This is a genomic window from Sphingopyxis sp. 10G20-10, assembly GCF_057365075.1.
Genome location: NZ_CP195117.1, coordinates 1,112,737 through 1,129,586 on the forward strand (window position 1 = coordinate 1,112,737; position 16,850 = coordinate 1,129,586).

The following is a 16,850-nucleotide window of genomic DNA, read 5'->3' on the forward strand; positions in this document are numbered from 1 at the left end:
TGAGCCGAAATGATCTGACGGAGAAATCTGGCGTTTCGATTCGTTAAGTTTAAGAAGTCCAGTGGATGGAGAATAAAATGAATTTACTCAAGAAAGCTGCGGTCTCCCTCGCCGCAACATCTTTGGTTCTGGCCCCGGTGGCAGCATCGGCTGCTCAGGCTACCAGCAATTCCCGCGCGGTCGCGACCGCGAAGGATAAAAGCGACCTCGAAGGTAGCAGCGGTATCCTGCTTGCTATTTTGGCTGCAGCTGCTGTGATCGCCGGTATCATCATTGCTGCCGACGGTAGCAGCAATGAACCGACCAGCCCGTAGGCTTAACTCACAAGATATACATTGGGGGCTCGGACTATGTTCGGGCCCCTTTTTGCTGTCCGGGACATATGTTTAAGCATCCCGTGGCGGAGCATATGCGCGCGCCCTATCTTGTGTTCAAGGCAGTCGGCAATATGGCCATCACCGATAGCAGAATCTGGATCGTCTAGAGATCAACCCTGCGAATCGCGCGGGAGCGATCCAGCGGAATGGCTTGGCGCGCCATGTCGGTGGCTGCTGGATCAATGGTCGCGAATATCAGCTCATATTCTGCCTTTGATACCGCGCCGCCCTCGGCCAAGATATTGCCCCACGGATCAACCGCCACACTATGACCAAAGGTCCTGCGACCGTCGGCATGTTCGCCCGACTGAGCGGCGGCTATGACGTGGCAACCGGTTTCTATGGCCCTTGCGCGCAGCAGCACATGCCAATGCGCTTCTCCGGTCGGAACGGTGAAGGCTGCGGGGACCGCGATCAGCGTTGCGCCGTCATCGACGAGGGCGCGAAAGAGTTCGGGAAAGCGCAGATCATAGCAAATGCTCAGGCCCAATCGTCCGATTGGCGTATCAATCACCACAATCGAATCTCCACCTTGATAGCTGGATGACTCACTCCATCGTTCGCCGGTGGGCAGATCGACGTCGAACATGTGGATCTTGTCATAACGGGCGCGAATACGACCCTCTTTGTCGATGACATGGCTTCTGTTGAGGCGCTTGTTTCCGTCATCGGTTCGCAGCGGCATAGAGCCGGTGTGCAGCCATAAGCTGTGGCGTCGCGCCATATCGCAAAGCGCCGTAAGCCAGGGACAATCCTGCTCGCGAACGATTGTCCCGTCTGATCGCGCGCGATCACGATCGAGCAATATCGACATTTCGGGCAAGAAGACCATGGCCGCCCCGCCCGCCGCGGCTTCGGCCATCGCTGCATCGACCAGCGCCAGATTGGCGACGGCGTCGATGCCGCTTGTCATTTGAACCACAGCGATAATCGGGGGAGCGTCTTTTTCCATCGAACCATCGCTAAGCTGGAGAGTTTCATTCGGCAAGGGCTTGGACAGTTCAGTGGCGAGTCAGCTTCAGAGGCGATAAGGGGGGATGATGACGATCTTATCTGTGCGCTCGCACTTTCACTCCTCCCGCCTATTGGCATGTTTTGCAACGCTCGCGCTGGTCCTTTTGCCAGTGGCGGCAACGGCCAGTGATGCCGATGCGACAACGGCGGCGAAAAACGCGTCATGGCTGTATGAAGGCAGCGATATTCCGCGCGATACCGAGTGGAAATTCGGCACTCTACCGAACGGCCTGCGCTATGCGGTGCGGCAAAATGGCGTGCCGCCTGGGCAAGTATCCATCCGCGTTCGTATGGATGTTGGTTCGATGTTCGAAACCGAACAGGAACGCGGCTTTGCCCATTTGATTGAACATCTCACCTTTCGCGGCTCGGTGAATGTTCCGGATGGCGAAGCCAAACGGATATGGCAGCGGTTTGGCGTGACATTTGGCAGCGACACCAACGCCCAAACCACCCCGACCCAAACGGCTTACCAGCTTGATTTGCCTAGTGTAACGCCCGCCAATCTTGACGAGAGTATGCGCTTGTTCGCGGGAATGATACGCGAACCGCGTATTACCGACAGTGCGCTCGATGCCGAACGCGGCGTTGTGCTGTCCGAACTGCGCGAATCGGAAGGTCCGCAGAAACGCATTGCCGACGCCACCAACGCCCACTTATTTGCCGGCCAATTATTGGGTAACCGCTCGCCGATCGGGACAGCAGCGTCATTGGAAGCGGCGCGGGCAGACAAGCTCTTGGCTTTTCACGACCGTTGGTATCGCCCCGATCGCGCGGTCGTTGTCATTGCGGGCGATGGTGATACCGAAGAATTTATTCGTCTGATCGGCAAATATTTTGGTGATTGGAAGGCAGACGGACCCAATCCGCCCCAGCCCGATTTCGGCACGCCTGACCCCAAGGCTCCCATCGCACTAGAGATAGTCGAGCCCAATCAGCCAACCGCCCTGACGCTCGCCTATGTCCGTCCTTGGATAAGGCGGATCGACACGGTCGAAAATACACGGCGCCTCTATCTGGAATTTCTGGCGCAAGCGCTGGTCAACCGGCGGCTGGAGAACCGAGCGCGCTCGGGCGGCAGCTTTTTGGTTGCGACGGTCGAACAGCAATATGTCAGCCGCAGCGCCGACGTGACATTGGCGCAGATTGTTCCGCTGGGTGACTGGAAAGCGGCGTTGACTGACGTTCGGGCCGTCATCGCTGATGCCACAAGAACAGCGCCATCGCAGGCCGATATTGACCGCGAATCGAACGAGATCGAAGCTTTTCTGCGCAAAGAGCTGGAGAATGCGCGCAACGAGCCGGGGACGAGCCTTGCCGATGATCTGGTCCATGCGGTCGATATTGGCGAAACCGTCACGAATCCGCAGGGTCAGGTTGATATGTTCGCCGCGATCCGAAAATCGGCGACACCGGCTGTCATGCTGGCGACCAGCAAAGCCATATTTTCCGCCCCCGCCCAACGGGTCATCCTGACGACGCCCAAAGCGATCAAGGGCGGCAATGCGACGTTGCAGGCCGCTCTGGAGGCTCCGATCGATGCCAATAACGGCAACCGTTTGGCGGCCCGCGATGTTAGCATGGACCAACTGCCATCGCTTGGGACACCGGGGACCATCAAAAGCGACACGCCTATGGCTGGCTTGCGTGCCCAACGGATAGAGTTTTCCAACGGAGTTACCGCGCTGATTTCCGACAATCTGGTCGAGCCGGGCAAAGTGCGTGTCACCGTCCGCTTTGGTGGCGGGTATCGCAGCGTTCCGGCGAAAGGGCCAAACCTGCTTTGGACCGGCGACTATGCGCTGATTGCCAGCGGTATCGGCCCATGGGGACAGAATGATTTTGACCAGCTAACCAATGGTCGGCAGATTCAGATGAATTTTTCTGTCGATGATGATGCCTTTGAACTGTCGGCAGAAAGCAAGCCTGCGGACCTCGCCGACCAGTTGCGCCTCATGGCTGCCAAGCTGGAATTTCCGCGTTGGGACAGCGCGCCGGTTGAGCGGATGCGCGTTGGCTATCTGACGGGTTATGATCTTCAGGATGCAACCCCCAATGCGGTATTGGATCGCGATATGCAGGGTTGGCTCAGCGATAAGGATGCGCGCTGGACCGCGCCCGACCGCGCTGCAATCGAGGCGCTGACGCCCGAAGCCTTCCGTGCTTTTTGGGAGCCCTTGCTCGCCAGCGGTCCGATTGAGGTGGAGATATTTGGCGACCTGCATTCGGTCGATTACAAGACATTGCTGGCGCAAACATTTGGCGCGCTCAAACCGCGTCAGCCGATTTTGCCGATGGGCGGGAAGCAGATTGCGTTTCCGGCACCCAACAAGACTCCCCAGATTGCGTTTCATCGCGGTGACAAGGGACAAGCCGCAGCCATGATGGCCTGGCCGACAAGCGGCGGCATTGCGTCTTTAAAAGATTCGCATATCCTCGATGTGCTTGCCGCCATATTCAACGACCGGCTGTTCGATCGGCTGCGCGCCGAAGATGGGGCCAGCTATGGCCCGACCGTCGATAGCCATTGGCCGACGGGTTTCGACAGCGGTGGGTATCTGCTGGTCGGCAGCTTGCTGGCCCCCAAGGATGTTGACCGCTTCTATACCATTGCCAATCAGATTGCCGCTGATCTGGTCGCCAAGCCGGTGAGTGCCGATGAATTGGCACGCAATCTTGGTCCGATCCGCGAACAGGTGATGCGGGCGTCCACCGGTAATGTTTATTGGATGTATCTGCTCGAAGGATCCACGCGCGATCCTCGGATCGCGGCAGCGGCGATCAATCTGGAAGATGATATCAATGCCATCACATCCGCCGATGTGCAGCGGCTGGCGCAGCGTTATCTGTTACCTGATAAGCGGTGGTCGATTGCGGTGCTGCCGCAAGGCATGACGTTGGCAGAGGCCAAAGCGAGCGGTGGAGGAGTGACGGCGGGAGCGCGATAACCCGACAATAGCCGGAAAGATTCAGGTCACCGCCTCGTCTGGTTCCGGCTTGCCCTTTGGTACGCTGTTTGGGCGAATATTTCGCAGCCTGGGTTCATTTGCCAATTTGCCCTTGGTCATAATGTCGTGGCGCAGTTTCGCGCGGACATCGTGGATGGACGCAATAACCGGACCCATTGCGATGCCTAGGTCGAGCAGCACCGCTTCGGCCAGTTGCAAGGAACTTTCGAGTGTTTCCGGAACGGCGTCGGAAGCCCCCGCCTGATAAAGCAGTGCGGCATGGTCGGCGTCACGGGCACGCGAGATGATTGGCAATTCAGGACATTGCTGCCGCATCTGCCGTGTCATCCGTAACTGTTGGACCGGATCATCCATCGTCAGGACAATGGCTTCGGCGAATTCGATTCCCAGCTGCTTCATGCTGCCGGGGTGAACGACATCGGCGTAACGGATGGCAAATCCATCGCGTTTCGCCGCCGCCACTGTGTCAATGTCTGCGTCAACGGCGACATAGGCACGGCCATGTTTTTGCAACAGCTCTGCGACAGTGCGTCCAACGCGACCGAAGCCGACGATAACCGTTCGGCCTGCGGGTGATTCACCGGCTTGCGGATCCTCATTCCCCATTTCGATCCGCCGCGAAAAATCATGCCCGACCCGCGCCAGAAGCGGCGTGATGGTAAGTCCGATCGCGGTGACCAACTGCCAGAACTCGGCGGTATTGCGGCCAATCAGTTGCGCCTCAAGTGCCGCGGCGAGGACGATCAGGGTTGTTTCCGACGGGCTGGACATCAGGACGCCAACTTCGGCCGACGTGCCGCGCCGGGCGCCGGAAAAGCGCAGTAGCGTCGCCGTGACGACGGCTTTGACGATCAGCACCCCGATGACCGCCGCAATCAGCTGGGGCCATTGATCGGCGATGGTGGCGAGGTTCAATCCCATGCCGACGCTGATCAGGAACACCCCGAGCGCCAGCCCCTTAAACGGCGCCGTAATCGATTCGACCTCGCCATGATATTCGGTCTCGGCAATCATCAGGCCAGCGAGGAGCGCGCCAACGATGGGTGACAGGCCGACGGTCGCGGTCGCCAAGGATGCGACGATGACGACCAGCAGACTGGCCGCAAGGAACAGTTCAGGATCTTTGGCGCGCGCGGCCTGCGCAAAAATGCGCGGCAACAAGAACCAGCCGGCGACGGCCAACACCGCCACAACCAGCGCCCCTTGCCATAACGTCCGGATTAACAATTCGGTGCTATCGCCGGTGACATTGGGACCAAAAGCGCCGAGCAGAAAGATGATCGGCACAATCGCCAGATCTTCGAACAAGAGCATCGAAAAAGCGGCGCGCCCGACCGCCGACCTTGTCCCCGCGATAGGCAGAACCAACGCGGTGGAGGAGAGGGCGAGGGCGATACCCAGCCCCATGGCAGCGGGGGTGGGAAAGCCACCGATCCACATCAGGGCGCCGCCAAGGATGACCCCCGAACCAACCAGTTCCGCCGCGCCGACCCCGAACACCAGCTTGCGCAATTGCCACAGGCGGCGAAAGGACAGCTCCAGACCAATGGAGAATAGCAGCAGAATGATGCCGAACTCGGCAAAGGGCGCAATTTCTTCGACCGACCCGATGGTGACATGTCGGAGCCAGGGGTAATTATGCGCCAGCGCGCCCAGTCCCGAGGGTCCGACGAGCAGGCCGACGAGAATGAAACCGATAACCGGCGTGATACGAAAACGGGAAAAGGCCGGAATAACAATGCCAGCGGCGCCCAGCACCACCAGCGCATTGCCCATTGCCATACTGTCCGTTTCCATCACCATGGAAACGGTCTTAGGCGAAGCAGCACGCCGTTGGCTAGCTACCTATCGTATGGAATTTGCTTCGTTCAGGCGTTCATCGCGGTTTCGAGATTATCGACCACAGCTTCAAAGAATTTTTCGGTCGTCAGCCACGGCTGGTCGGGGCCGATCAGGATTGCGAGATCCTTGGTCATTTGGCCGCCCTCAACCGTTTCGACGCACACGCGCTCCAGCGTTTCGGCGAATTTCGTCACTTCGGGAGTGCCGTCGAGCTTGCCGCGATGCTTGATCCCGCCGGTCCAGGCGAAAATTGATGCAATCGGGTTGGTCGAGGTGGCTTTGCCCTCTTGGTGCATACGGTAGTGGCGGGTGACGGTGCCGTGCGCGGCTTCGGATTCGACGGTGTGGCCATCGGGGGTCATCAACACGCTGGTCATCAGACCGAGCGAGCCAAAGCCCTGCGCGATGGTGTCCGATTGGACGTCGCCGTCGTAGTTTTTGCAGGCCCAGACGAATTTGCCCGACCATTTGAGCGCCGAAGCGACCATATCGTCGATCAGGCGATGCTCATAGGTGATGCCGGCCTTGGCGAACTTGTCTTTGAATTCGGCCTCGAACACTTCTTCGAACAGATCCTTGAAGCGGCCGTCATAGGCTTTCATGATCGTGTTCTTGGTCGACAGATAGACCGGCCATTTGCGGGCGAGGCCATAGTTCAGGCTGGCGCGGGCAAAGTCACGGATCGAATCGTCGAGGTTATACATGGCCATCGCAACGCCAGGTGACGGGAACTGGAACACTTCCTCGTCGATCAACGTGCCGTCTTCGCCTTCGAACACCAGCCGCAGTTTGCCGGGGCCGGGGACGAGGAAATCGGTGGCGCGATATTGGTCGCCAAAGGCATGGCGTCCGATAACGATCGGGTCGGTCCAGCCGGGGACGAGGCGGGGCACATTCTTCATGACAATCGGTTCGCGGAACACGACGCCGCCCAAAATGTTGCGGATGGTGCCGTTGGGCGACTTCCACATTTTCTTGAGCCCGAATTCTTCAACCCGTGCTTCATCGGGGGTAATCGTCGCGCATTTGACGCCGACACCATGTTTGCGGATGGCGTTGGCGGCATCGACGGTGATCTTGTCGTCGGTCTCGTCGCGCTTTTCGATGCTCAGGTCATAATAATGCAGGTCGACATCAAGATAGGGAAGGATCAGCCGTTCGCGGATCCATTGCCAGATGATCCGGGTCATTTCGTCGCCGTCGAGTTCGACAACGGGGTTGGCTACCTTGATCTTGCCCATGCTTGTGCCTTTTCCTGTGGGGGAGTGGAATAATTGTCGCGGCCTTAGGCAATGCAGCGCAATTGTTCAACTGTCGAGGCACCGATGCGCGTTGCGGTGGATGACAGGCGAATGCCATTGTCAGCCCAAGGCGGCGGCTCTAGAAGGAGCCATGTCCATATCTTCCCATAGCAACCGCCCCGGAGGCGGTATCAAGTGGCGCTGGCCTGCCATTCATCCCGAAGGCCGCAAATTCCTGTTGATCGCCGTGATCATCACCCTGTGCTTTGCCTTTCTCGCTTGGGAAACGCTGGCGTGGCCGATGGCGGGGCTGACCATTTGGGTTGCCGCATTCTTTCGCGATCCGGTGCGGGTGACACCAACCGATCCCGACCTCATCATTTCGCCCGCCGATGGGTTGGTGACGCAAATCGCCGAAGTCCTGCCCCCGCCTGAGGTCAACGGACCTGACGGCTTGGGTGACGAACCCATGCTGCGCGTGTCGATTTTCATGAATGTATTCGACGTGCATATCAACCGCACGCCGGTGGCGGGCACATTGCGCAAGCTCGCTTATATTCCCGGCAAGTTCATCAACGCCGATCTCGATAAGGCGAGCGAAGATAATGAGCGGCAGCATTTTGTTGTCGAGCGCGCCGACGGGGTGCGAATCGGCTTTACGCAAATTGCCGGACTCGTCGCGCGGCGGATCATGCCTTTTGTCAGCATCGGTCAGGAATTGACGACGGGGCAGCGGGTCGGTCTGATCCGTTTCGGCAGCCGGGTTGATGTATTTCTGCCCGCCGGCACGACGCCGCAAGTGTTGCTGGGCCAGCGCACGCTGGCGGGCGAGACGCTGATCGCGCGGTTGGGCGTGGCCGAGGAGCGCGACGGCGTTGGCCAATAATATGGACGATGCAGACGGACCTATGCCCGATCAGGGCGGTCGCCGCATCCGCGGGATCAGCTTGCGCGCTTTTGCACCCAATGCCGTCACCCTATTGGCGCTCTGTTTCGGGCTGACGGGCGTGCGGTTCGGTATTGCCGGCGAATGGGACAAGGCGCTGGCGGCCGTGATCTTTGCCGGGGTGCTTGATGGTATCGACGGACGCATCGCCCGGTTGCTGCGCGCGCAAAGCCGCTTTGGGGCCGAACTGGATTCGCTGTCGGACGTGATCGCCTTTGGCGTCGCCCCGGCGATGATCATGTTTCTGTGGTCGCTGGCCGACGCGCCCAAATTCGGTTGGACGGCGGCGCTGGCGCTGGCGATCTGCTGCGCCCTGCGACTGGCGCGATTCAATTCGATGATTGATGAGGAAAGCCAGCCGCATAAAGCCGCGGGCTATTTCACTGGCATACCGGCGCCTGCGGGTGCTGGTCTGGCTTTTGTGCCGATCTATTTGTGGTTGGTGTCTGATCTCGACATTTTCCGCGCCTGGTATGTCGTCATGCCGTGGGTGCTGCTGGTGGCGCTGCTGATGATTTCCAGCGTTGCGACCTACAGTTGGTCGTCGATCCGGCTACGGCGGTCGTGGCGATTATTTGCGCTGGCGGGTGTGGGATTGTTGGGGGCGGCGCTCGTCACCGCGCCCTGGCCGACCCTGTTGGTGGTCAGCATCGTCTATGTGGGGCTGATCCCCTTCAGCATGATAAGCTATGCCAAGGTCAAGCGGCAGCGCGGCTGAATTTTTGCGAACGGCTGGCGGCGAATGACGGGGCGCAACTTGTAGACGGAAATGTGATTCGACGCGTTGCGTGAGCGCGGCGGGTCGGTCCATTTACCGGCAGTGCAGTGCCCGCAAAGGCTCCTTCACCCATCAACGCCGACACTATGGCATCGGCATTGCTTTTCAGCATGGACAGGATGACGGTTAAAGCGAATCCGCAAGCAGCGACAAAGAGCAGTGAGGCAGCGACCTGAAACATTTTATTCTCCTGGTTCCTGTTTGCGAAACCTGTGGGTAGTACGGCTCCGTTACGCATTTTGTTGCATGTTCATGATATGTTCTCCAATCTTTTGCGGCGAACGGAGTCATTTTATCGATAAGTCGCGATAGGGCCGCTCGACGCTTGTGACGAAAATGAGGCTTCAGGGCCTTGCATTTCTGCCCCAACTTCTTTATCGGCCCCGCCATTCCACATGGAAGGCGCACATAAACCGGTGCCGGGTCATTCGCTTGCGGACCCCGGTTCTTGCTTTCCAGAGGACTAACCGGAAGGAGAAAGATTATGGCGGCCCCTGTCGTCACGATGCAGCATTTGATTGAAGCCGGAGCGCATTTCGGCCACCAAACCCACCGTTGGAACCCGCGCATGAAGCCGTATATTTTCGGCGCGCGTAACGGCATCCACATCATGGACCTGTCACAGACTGTTCCGCTGTTCGCCCGCGCGCTGGAATTTGTTGCCGCGTCGGCAGCCGCTGGCGGCAAGGTCTTGTTCGTCGGCACCAAGCGTCAGGCCCAAGGCCCGATCGCTGACGCTGCACGCGCCTCGGGTCAGCATTTCGTCAACCATCGCTGGTTGGGTGGAATGCTCACCAACTGGAAAACGATCTCGAACTCGATCAAGCGCCTCAAGACGCTCGAAGAGCAGCTTTCGGGCGACACCTCGGGCCTCACCAAAAAGGAAGTGCTCAACCGCACCCGCGAACGTGACAAGCTCGAAATGTCGCTGGGTGGCATCCGCGACATGGGCGGCATTCCCGACGTGATGTTCGTCGTCGATGCCAACAAGGAAGAGCTGGCGATCAAGGAAGCCAATGTTCTGGGTATCCCGGTTGTGGCCGTTCTCGATTCGAACGTTTCGCCTGACGGCATTGCGTTCCCGGTTCCGGCCAATGATGACGCCGCGCGCGCCATTCGCCTTTACTGCGACGCAGTGGCCCAGGCGGCCACGCGTGGCGGTCAACAGGCCCGCGTCGACAAGGGTGAAGATCTGGGCGCAATGGTCAACCCGCCGGCAGAAGCCGTGCAAGCCGAAGCTGCGGCACCAGTAGCTGAAGCAGCCGCTCCGGCAGCTGAAGAAGCCGCACCGGTAGCTGAAAAGGCTGCTCCGGCAGCGAAAAAGGCAGCCCCGGCCAAGAAGGCCAAGGCCGCTGCAGCTGCAGAAGAAGCACCCGCCGAAGCCGCGGCTCCCGCTGCGGACGAAGCGCCTGCTGAGGCCGAAAGCAAAAGCGAAGCCTGACATCGGGCTCGATTGATCCGGCGGCGGTTTGAAATATTTCAGCCGCCGCCGTGGTCATCACAAAGACTTTTGACGCCGCCATTGGCTGCGGCGCCGCGGCTGGCCCCTTTGGGCCGCCCTCTATTTGAAAGGACCAACCATGGCTGAAATCACGGCCTCCCTCGTCAAGGAACTGCGCGACCGTACCGGCGCCGGCATGATGGATTGCAAGAAAGCACTCACCGAAAACAATGGTGATGTCGAAGCCTCGATCGATTGGCTACGCACCAAGGGTCTTGCTGCTGCTGCCAAAAAGTCGGGCCGTGTTGCGTCCGAAGGTCTGGTCGGCGTTACCACCGATGGTGCGCGCGGCGCGATGGTCGAAGTCAACAGCGAGACCGACTTCGTCGCCAAGAATGAACAGTTTCAGGGCTTTGTTTCCGACGTGACCAATGCGGCGCTGTCGAGCAACATCACCGACATCGACGCCCTGGCGGCTTCGCCTTATCCGGCGGGTGGCACGGTGGCCGAAGCGTTGACGCAGAATATCGCCACCATTGGCGAGAACCAGTCGCTGCGCCGCGCAACGATCTTGACCGTTCCGTCAGGTATCGTCACCGGCTATGTCCATAACGCTGCAGCCCCCGGCCTTGGCAAAATCGGCGTCCTCGTGGCGCTGGAAAGCAGTGCGGGCGCCGATGTGCTCGAACCGCTGGGCAAGCAATTGGCCATGCACGTTGCTGCCGCTAATCCGCTGGCGCTGAACGGCGATGATCTCGACGCCGATCTGGTTGCGCGTGAGCGCGCCATCGCCGAGGAAAAGGCAGCCCAGTCGGGCAAGCCTGCCGAGATTGTTTCGAAAATGGTCGACGGCAGCATCGCCAAATTCCGCAAGGAAAATGCCCTGCTGTCGCAACTGTTCGTCATGGACAACAAGACGCCGGTTGCCGAAGTCGTTGCCGCCGCTGGCAAGGATGTCGGGGCAAGCATCACGCTGAAGGGCTTTGTCCGTTTTCAGCTGGGTGAAGGCATTGCCAAGGAAGAAAGCGATTTCGCCGCCGAAGTCGCCGCTGCCGCCGGCGCCTAAATTAATATCGAATTGCGATGCTTTGGCAGTGCTGTCTGCTTGGCAATGGCGCGCGCCTTCACTAGGGTGCGCGCCATTCGCATATTCAATCCCTTGCAAAGGTAAAAACAGACCATGGCACTGCCCGGCATGAAACGCATTTTGCTGAAACTGTCGGGCGAGGCGCTGATGGGCGGTGGTCAGTATGGTATCGACCCCGAAACGGTCGCCAGCATGGCGGCCGAGGTTAAGGCGGCCAAGGATCGCGGGCTGGAACTTTGTCTCGTTATTGGCGGCGGCAACATCTTTCGCGGCATCGCGGGCGCGGCCAAAGGCATGGACCGGGCGACCGCCGACTATATGGGTATGCTCGCGACGGTGATGAACGCGCTGGCGATGCAAAACGCGCTCGAACAACTGGGGGTCGATACCCGCGTCCAATCGGCGATTCAGATGGATGCCGTATGCGAGCCGGTGATTCGTCGCCGCGCCGAACGCCATTTGCAAAAAGGCCGTATCGTCATTTTTGCGGCGGGCGTCGGCAGTCCGTTTTTCACCACCGACAGCGGCGCCGCTTTGCGCGCCGCCGAAATGAAATGCGATGCCCTGTTCAAGGGCACCAGCGTCGATGGCGTCTATAACGCCGATCCCAAAAAGGATCCGGCGGCGGTGCGGTATGACCGGCTAAACTATGACCGCGTCCTCGCCGATAATCTGAAAGTGATGGACGCAAGTGCGGTGGCGCTTTGCCGCGACAATCAAATCCCGATTGTGGTGTTCAACATTCGTGAACCCGGAAATCTGGCGCGTGTGTTGGCTGGCGAAGGTGTTGCAACAGTGGTTGGCGATGCCGCCGGAAACGCCTAAACGCCCACGCGAAGAGAGGAAATACAATGGCAAAATATGACAAGCCCGACCTCGAACGACGCATGGCGGGCGCGCTGGAATCGCTCAAGCATGACCTGTCGGGTCTGCGCACCGGTCGTGCCCATTCGGGCCTGCTCGATCCGGTGACCGTCGAAGTTTATGGTTCGCAAATGCCGCTCAATCAGGTGGCGTCGATCAGCGTACCCGAACCGCGTATGTTGTCGGTGCAGGTCTGGGACAAATCCAATGTCCAACCTGTCGATAAGGCAATCCGGTCGGCGGGACTCGGCCTCAATCCGATTGTCGATGGCCAGATGCTACGGCTGCCCATCCCAGAGATGACACAAGAGCGGCGCAAGGATTTGTCAAAGCTGGCCGGTCAATATGCCGAAAAGGCGCGCGTCGCGGTGCGCAATGTCCGCCGCGACGGCATGGATATGCTCAAAGCCGATGAAGCCAAAAAGGAAATCGGCGAAGACGATCGCAAGCGCCACGAGACCGAAGTGCAAAAGCTGACCGACTCAACGATTGCCGACATCGACGCCGCGGCGGCGCACAAGGAAAAGGAAATTTTGGGCGAGTGACAAGGGTCGGCATCGCTGCCCATTTGATCCGCTTTTCCGGCGGGGAGGAATTGTGACCGAGCCGGTCAGCCACGGCGTGCGCCATGTCGCCATCATCATGGATGGTAACGGACGCTGGGCCAAAAAGCGCCATTTGCCGCGCATTGCCGGACACCGGGCCGGCGTCGAAGCGGTGCGCAAAGTCGTGCGCGCCGCCGCCGATATGGGGCTGGAGGCGCTGACGCTCTATGCCTTTTCGTCGGAAAACTGGAAACGACCCGAGGAAGAGGTGTCCGACCTCATGGGGCTGCTCAAACGCTTCATCCTTAGCGATATTGACGAATTTGCCGCCAATGATGTCCGGTTGAAGGTCATTGGTGACTGGCGCGGCTTGGCACCCGACGTTGTGGAATTGATCGAAGGCGCGATCCGCCGCACCGAAGGGAATAGCCGGACCACGCTGGCGGTGGCGCTCAACTATGGTTCGCAGGATGAACTGGTGCGCGCGGCCAATGCGGCGGCGGCGGCGGGGCCGATTACGACCGAAAGCTTTGCCGCGCACCTCGACACCGCCGACATGCCGCCGCTCGACCTGCTCATCCGCACGTCGGGTGAAGTGCGCCTGTCCAATTTTCTGTTGTGGCAATCGGCCTATGCCGAGCTGTTGTTTGTCGACCAACTGTGGCCGGACTTTGCGCCCGCCGACCTTCAGGCCGCGTTGGAGCATTTTGCGCGGCGTGAGCGCCGCTTTGGGGGATTGTGACGATGGCGACGGCGAAATCTGATTTGGGCGTCCGTGTATTTTCAGCGATCATACTGGTCGCGCTGGCCGCCACGGCGTTGTGGTTCGGCGGGCTGGCCTTTGCCGCGCTGTTGCTCGTCGGCGGCGGTCTGATGGTTGCCGAGTGGCTGGGGCTGACCAAAGCCATGGCGCTGAGCGGCGGCACCCGCGCGGCGATGCTGCTGCTTGGCGCGGTGGTGATTGCCGCAACGGTTGGCGGGCTGTGGCTGATCCGCGACACGCTGGGATTCACCGTGGCGCTGTGGGTGTTTGCCATGGTCTGGGCGACCGATATAGGGGCCTATTTTGCCGGACGCGCCTTTGGCGGTAAACGCCTTGCCCCGCGCATCAGCCCGTCCAAAACCTGGTCGGGCCTGATCGGCGGCATGATCGCCGCACTGGTCGTCGGGGCGACGCTGGGCGACCGCGCCGACATCATTGGCATCCCCTTGTGGATCGGCCTGCTGGTGGGCCTGATCGCGCAGTTGGGGGACCTTGCCGAAAGCGCGATGAAGCGCCGCGCCGGGGTTAAAGATTCGGGCAAGATTATTCCCGGGCATGGCGGCATTTTCGACCGGGTCGATGGATTGATTCCGGTGGCGATTTTGCTGGGCATGTTGACTGCGACGGGTCAGCTTGCTGTGCGGGTGATCGGTTAAGCCATGACACGCCGCCTCTCGCTTTTCGGTGCTACGGGATCGGTCGGGAAATCGACGCTTGATCTGGTGCGCCGTGATGCAGAGGCTTGGCAACTGACGCTGCTGACCGCCAACAGCGATGTCGAGGCGCTGGCCGTGCTGGCGCGCGAGTTTCGCCCTGATCTGGTCGTGATCGCCGACGAAAATCAGCATGGCGCGTTGCAGGATGCGCTGGCCGGTACCGGCCTCGCCACCGCAGCGGGGGCCGATGCCCTGGTTGATGCCGCACGCCTCCCTACCGATCTGGTGCTGGCGGCGATTGTCGGCTGTGCGGGGCTGGCGCCGACGATGGCGGCGCTGGAGGCGGGGCATGATGTTGCGCTCGCCAACAAGGAAGCGCTGGTGTCGGCGGGCGCGCTGATGACAGCGGCGGCGCAAGCGTCGGGGGCCACTATCCTGCCCGTCGATTCAGAGCATAATGCCATTTTCCAATGCCTCGCCGGAGCATCTATCGCAGAGGTGCGGCGTATTATCCTGACCGCAAGCGGCGGGCCGTTCCGGACGATGAGTGCCGCCGATATGGCCAAAGTGTCTCCCAGTCAGGCCGTCGCGCATCCCAATTGGTCGATGGGGGCCAAAATCAGCGTCGATTCGGCGACGATGATGAACAAGGGCCTCGAACTGATCGAGGCGCACCACCTGTTTCCGGTCGGTCTCGACCGCATAGAAATCCTCGTCCACCCGCAATCGGTGATCCACAGCTTGGTCGAGTTTCGCGACCGCTCTACATTGGCTCAACTGGGCTCACCAGATATGCGGATTCCGATCGCGAGTGCGCTCGCCTGGCCGCAACGGATGGAGACGCCTTGCGCGCCGCTGGATTTGGCGACCATCGGTCGGCTTGATTTCGAAGCGCCCGACGAGGTCCGCTTTCCCGCCACCGCTGTCTGCCGCGCCGCGATTACAGAGGGCGGAGCGAGGCCGGCACAGCTTAACGCCGCCAATGAAGTGGCGGTCGCGGCCTTTCTGGCGGGGCGCATTGCCTTTCCCGCAATAATCGATACGGTCCGCCACGTTCTCGATGCGCCAGCCCCCGCCGCGCCGACCTCGCTTCAGGACATATTCAGTGTCGATGCGGCATCGCGGGCCTCCGCGCAGCAATTTGTAGACAGATTTGAACATGCTTGAATCCCCCGGCTTCTTTCTGACGATCCTCGCCTTTCTGGTGGTGCTGGGGCCGCTCGTTTTTGTGCATGAATATGGGCATTATATTGTCGGGCGCTGGTGCGGGGTGAAGGCCGATGCCTTTTCGATCGGTTTTGGCCGCAAACTGCTGGGCTGGACCGACAAGCGCGGGACGGTGTGGAAAATCGGTTGGTTGCCGCTGGGCGGCTATGTCCAGTTTGCGGGCGACCGCGATGCGGTTAGCCAGCCCGATGCCGGTTGGAAGTCGCTGCCCGATGAAGCCCGTTCGCACAGTTTCCCGGCGCAACCGGTCTGGAAACGCACGCTGATTGTGCTGGCGGGGCCGGTGACCAACTTTCTGTTCGCGATCCTGATCTTTGCGGCCTTCGCTTTTGCCTATGGCGTTCCGCAAACGCCGCCCGTGATTGGCGCTGTCGAGGCAAAGAGCGCCGCCGCAGAGGCCGATCTGCGCGTCGGCGATCGCATTGTGCGCATCAACGGCCGCGATATGGATAAATTTGATGATATTCCGATGGCGATCGCCTTTGATCTGGGCGCGCCCGCCAAGCTGGAGATTGAACGCGGCGGCAGTCAGTTCAACCTGACCCTGCGTCCGCGGACAATTTCGGAAACGGATCGCTTTGGGAACAAGAGCGAGCGCGCCATCATCGGTATTCGTTCAGGCGAGCCGGTCTTCACGGCAGTCGGACCACTGGATGCGTTGCAGAGCGGTATTTCCCAGACCTATGGCATTGTTCGGCTCACCGGCAATGTGCTCGTCCAATTCGTCACCGGCCAGCGATCGATCAAGCAAATGGGTGGCCCGTTGCGGATCGCCAAGCAGTCGGGTGAAATGGCAACCATGGGCGTTGCGGCGCTGATTTTCTTTGTCGCCTTCATTTCCATCAATCTGGGGTTCATCAACCTGTTGCCATTGCCCATGCTGGATGGTGGCCATTTGCTTTTTTACAGCTATGAAGCAATCCGGCGGCGTCCGGCACCGGTCGCGGCGCAGGAATGGGCGTTTCGATTCGGCTTTGTGGCGATTGTCACACTGATGCTGGTCGTAACTTTCAATGATTTGGGCTCATTCGGCCTGTGGGACAGGATCGCCCGCTTGATTGGATAGCCGGAGTGGGGCAGGGAGTGCGCGCAATTCGCCG

At 60.0% G+C, this 16,850-nt stretch carries 15 protein-coding genes; 12 read left to right on the forward strand and 3 right to left on the reverse strand.

The genetic code is table 11. The features are described 5' to 3' along the window. The first annotated feature begins 65 nt into the window (after nt 1-65). Entirely contained in the window at nt 66-314 is a 249-nt protein-coding gene (locus ACR3XE_RS05415) for a hypothetical protein (RefSeq protein WP_473698628.1), read from the forward strand. 166 nt (nt 315-480) lie between these two features. Here ACR3XE_RS05415 and ACR3XE_RS05420 read toward each other — a convergent pair whose 3' ends face one another. Beyond that, nucleotides 481-1,329 carry a carbon-nitrogen hydrolase family protein gene (locus tag ACR3XE_RS05420; RefSeq protein ID WP_473698627.1) on the reverse strand — a complete coding sequence of 283 codons (849 nt, stop codon included), beginning with the start codon at nt 1,327-1,329 and terminating at the stop codon, nt 481-483. Between the two features lie 85 nt (nt 1,330-1,414). Between ACR3XE_RS05420 and ACR3XE_RS05425 the strand changes: the two genes are divergently transcribed. Then, nucleotides 1,415-4,339 (forward strand): M16 family metallopeptidase, encoded by a 2,925-nt coding sequence (locus ACR3XE_RS05425; RefSeq protein WP_486185963.1) that lies wholly within the window; start codon nt 1,415-1,417, stop codon nt 4,337-4,339. A gap of 21 nt (nt 4,340-4,360) precedes the next feature. On the opposite strand, the gene ACR3XE_RS05430 is transcribed toward ACR3XE_RS05425, so the two are convergent. Both ACR3XE_RS05430 and ACR3XE_RS05435 read right to left on the reverse strand, forming a co-directional pair. Then, complete coding sequence (locus ACR3XE_RS05430; protein WP_486185964.1) at nt 4,361-6,163, reverse strand: cation:proton antiporter domain-containing protein; 1,803 nt, start codon at nt 6,161-6,163, stop codon at nt 4,361-4,363. Between the two features lie 65 nt (nt 6,164-6,228). Beyond that, complete coding sequence (locus tag ACR3XE_RS05435; protein ID WP_486185965.1) at nt 6,229-7,443, reverse strand: NADP-dependent isocitrate dehydrogenase; 1,215 nt, start codon at nt 7,441-7,443, stop codon at nt 6,229-6,231. A 151-nt stretch (nt 7,444-7,594) separates the two neighbouring features. Between ACR3XE_RS05435 and ACR3XE_RS05440 the strand changes: the two genes are divergently transcribed. The 10 genes from ACR3XE_RS05440 to rseP all read left to right on the forward strand — a co-directional run bounded on the left by ACR3XE_RS05440 (nt 7,595) and on the right by rseP (nt 16,816). Continuing rightward, the gene (locus ACR3XE_RS05440; protein WP_473698625.1) at nt 7,595-8,329 is read left to right on the forward strand and encodes a phosphatidylserine decarboxylase; all 735 of its coding nucleotides are present in this window, start codon (nt 7,595-7,597) and stop codon (nt 8,327-8,329) included. Between the two features lies 1 nt (nt 8,330). Then, a complete protein-coding gene (locus tag ACR3XE_RS05445) occupies nt 8,331-9,107 on the forward strand; it encodes a CDP-alcohol phosphatidyltransferase family protein (protein WP_473698624.1) in 777 nt (258 codons plus the stop codon). A gap of 544 nt (nt 9,108-9,651) precedes the next feature. Further along, nucleotides 9,652-10,608, forward strand: a complete 957-nt coding sequence (rpsB, locus tag ACR3XE_RS05450; RefSeq protein ID WP_473698622.1) for a 30S ribosomal protein S2 — start codon at nt 9,652-9,654, stop codon at nt 10,606-10,608. 139 nt (nt 10,609-10,747) lie between these two features. Further along, nucleotides 10,748-11,674, forward strand: a complete 927-nt coding sequence (gene tsf / locus ACR3XE_RS05455) for a translation elongation factor Ts (protein WP_473698621.1) — start codon at nt 10,748-10,750, stop codon at nt 11,672-11,674. A 114-nt stretch (nt 11,675-11,788) separates the two neighbouring features. Next, nucleotides 11,789-12,520, forward strand: a complete 732-nt coding sequence (gene pyrH / locus ACR3XE_RS05460; RefSeq protein ID WP_473698620.1) for a UMP kinase — start codon at nt 11,789-11,791, stop codon at nt 12,518-12,520. 26 nt (nt 12,521-12,546) lie between these two features. Further along, nucleotides 12,547-13,104 carry a ribosome recycling factor gene (gene frr / locus ACR3XE_RS05465; RefSeq protein WP_473698619.1) on the forward strand — a complete coding sequence of 186 codons (558 nt, stop codon included), beginning with the start codon at nt 12,547-12,549 and terminating at the stop codon, nt 13,102-13,104. Nucleotides 13,105-13,156: 52 nt separating this feature from the next. Beyond that, nucleotides 13,157-13,846 carry a polyprenyl diphosphate synthase gene (uppS, locus tag ACR3XE_RS05470; protein ID WP_486185966.1) on the forward strand — a complete coding sequence of 230 codons (690 nt, stop codon included), beginning with the start codon at nt 13,157-13,159 and terminating at the stop codon, nt 13,844-13,846. A gap of 2 nt (nt 13,847-13,848) precedes the next feature. Then, nucleotides 13,849-14,523, forward strand: coding sequence for a phosphatidate cytidylyltransferase (locus ACR3XE_RS05475; RefSeq protein ID WP_473698618.1), 675 nt, complete (start codon nt 13,849-13,851; stop codon nt 14,521-14,523). Between the two features lie 3 nt (nt 14,524-14,526). Further along, a complete protein-coding gene (locus tag ACR3XE_RS05480; RefSeq protein WP_473698617.1) occupies nt 14,527-15,690 on the forward strand; it encodes a 1-deoxy-D-xylulose-5-phosphate reductoisomerase in 1,164 nt (387 codons plus the stop codon). Then, on the forward strand, nt 15,683-16,816 hold the full coding sequence (gene rseP / locus ACR3XE_RS05485) for an RIP metalloprotease RseP (protein WP_473698616.1): 1,134 nt from the start codon (nt 15,683-15,685) through the stop codon (nt 16,814-16,816). Before ACR3XE_RS05480 ends, rseP begins: the two co-directional genes overlap by 8 nt. Nucleotides 16,817-16,850 lie beyond the last annotated feature (34 nt).

Coding starts and splice junctions, on each gene's coding strand:
- ACR3XE_RS05415 (WP_473698628.1), top strand. CDS start 66: ATGGAGAATAAAATGAATTTACTCAAGAAAGCTGCGGTCTCCCTCGCC.
- ACR3XE_RS05420 (WP_473698627.1), bottom strand. CDS start 1,329: ATGGAAAAAGACGCTCCCCCGATTATCGCTGTGGTTCAAATGACAAGC.
- ACR3XE_RS05425 (WP_486185963.1), top strand. CDS start 1,415: ATGATGACGATCTTATCTGTGCGCTCGCACTTTCACTCCTCCCGCCTA.
- ACR3XE_RS05430 (WP_486185964.1), bottom strand. CDS start 6,163: ATGGTGATGGAAACGGACAGTATGGCAATGGGCAATGCGCTGGTGGTG.
- ACR3XE_RS05435 (WP_486185965.1), bottom strand. CDS start 7,443: ATGGGCAAGATCAAGGTAGCCAACCCCGTTGTCGAACTCGACGGCGAC.
- ACR3XE_RS05440 (WP_473698625.1), top strand. CDS start 7,595: ATGTCCATATCTTCCCATAGCAACCGCCCCGGAGGCGGTATCAAGTGG.
- ACR3XE_RS05445 (WP_473698624.1), top strand. CDS start 8,331: ATGGACGATGCAGACGGACCTATGCCCGATCAGGGCGGTCGCCGCATC.
- rpsB (WP_473698622.1), top strand. CDS start 9,652: ATGGCGGCCCCTGTCGTCACGATGCAGCATTTGATTGAAGCCGGAGCG.
- tsf (WP_473698621.1), top strand. CDS start 10,748: ATGGCTGAAATCACGGCCTCCCTCGTCAAGGAACTGCGCGACCGTACC.
- pyrH (WP_473698620.1), top strand. CDS start 11,789: ATGGCACTGCCCGGCATGAAACGCATTTTGCTGAAACTGTCGGGCGAG.
- frr (WP_473698619.1), top strand. CDS start 12,547: ATGGCAAAATATGACAAGCCCGACCTCGAACGACGCATGGCGGGCGCG.
- ACR3XE_RS05475 (WP_473698618.1), top strand. CDS start 13,849: ATGGCGACGGCGAAATCTGATTTGGGCGTCCGTGTATTTTCAGCGATC.
- ACR3XE_RS05480 (WP_473698617.1), top strand. CDS start 14,527: ATGACACGCCGCCTCTCGCTTTTCGGTGCTACGGGATCGGTCGGGAAA.
- rseP (WP_473698616.1), top strand. CDS start 15,683: ATGCTTGAATCCCCCGGCTTCTTTCTGACGATCCTCGCCTTTCTGGTG.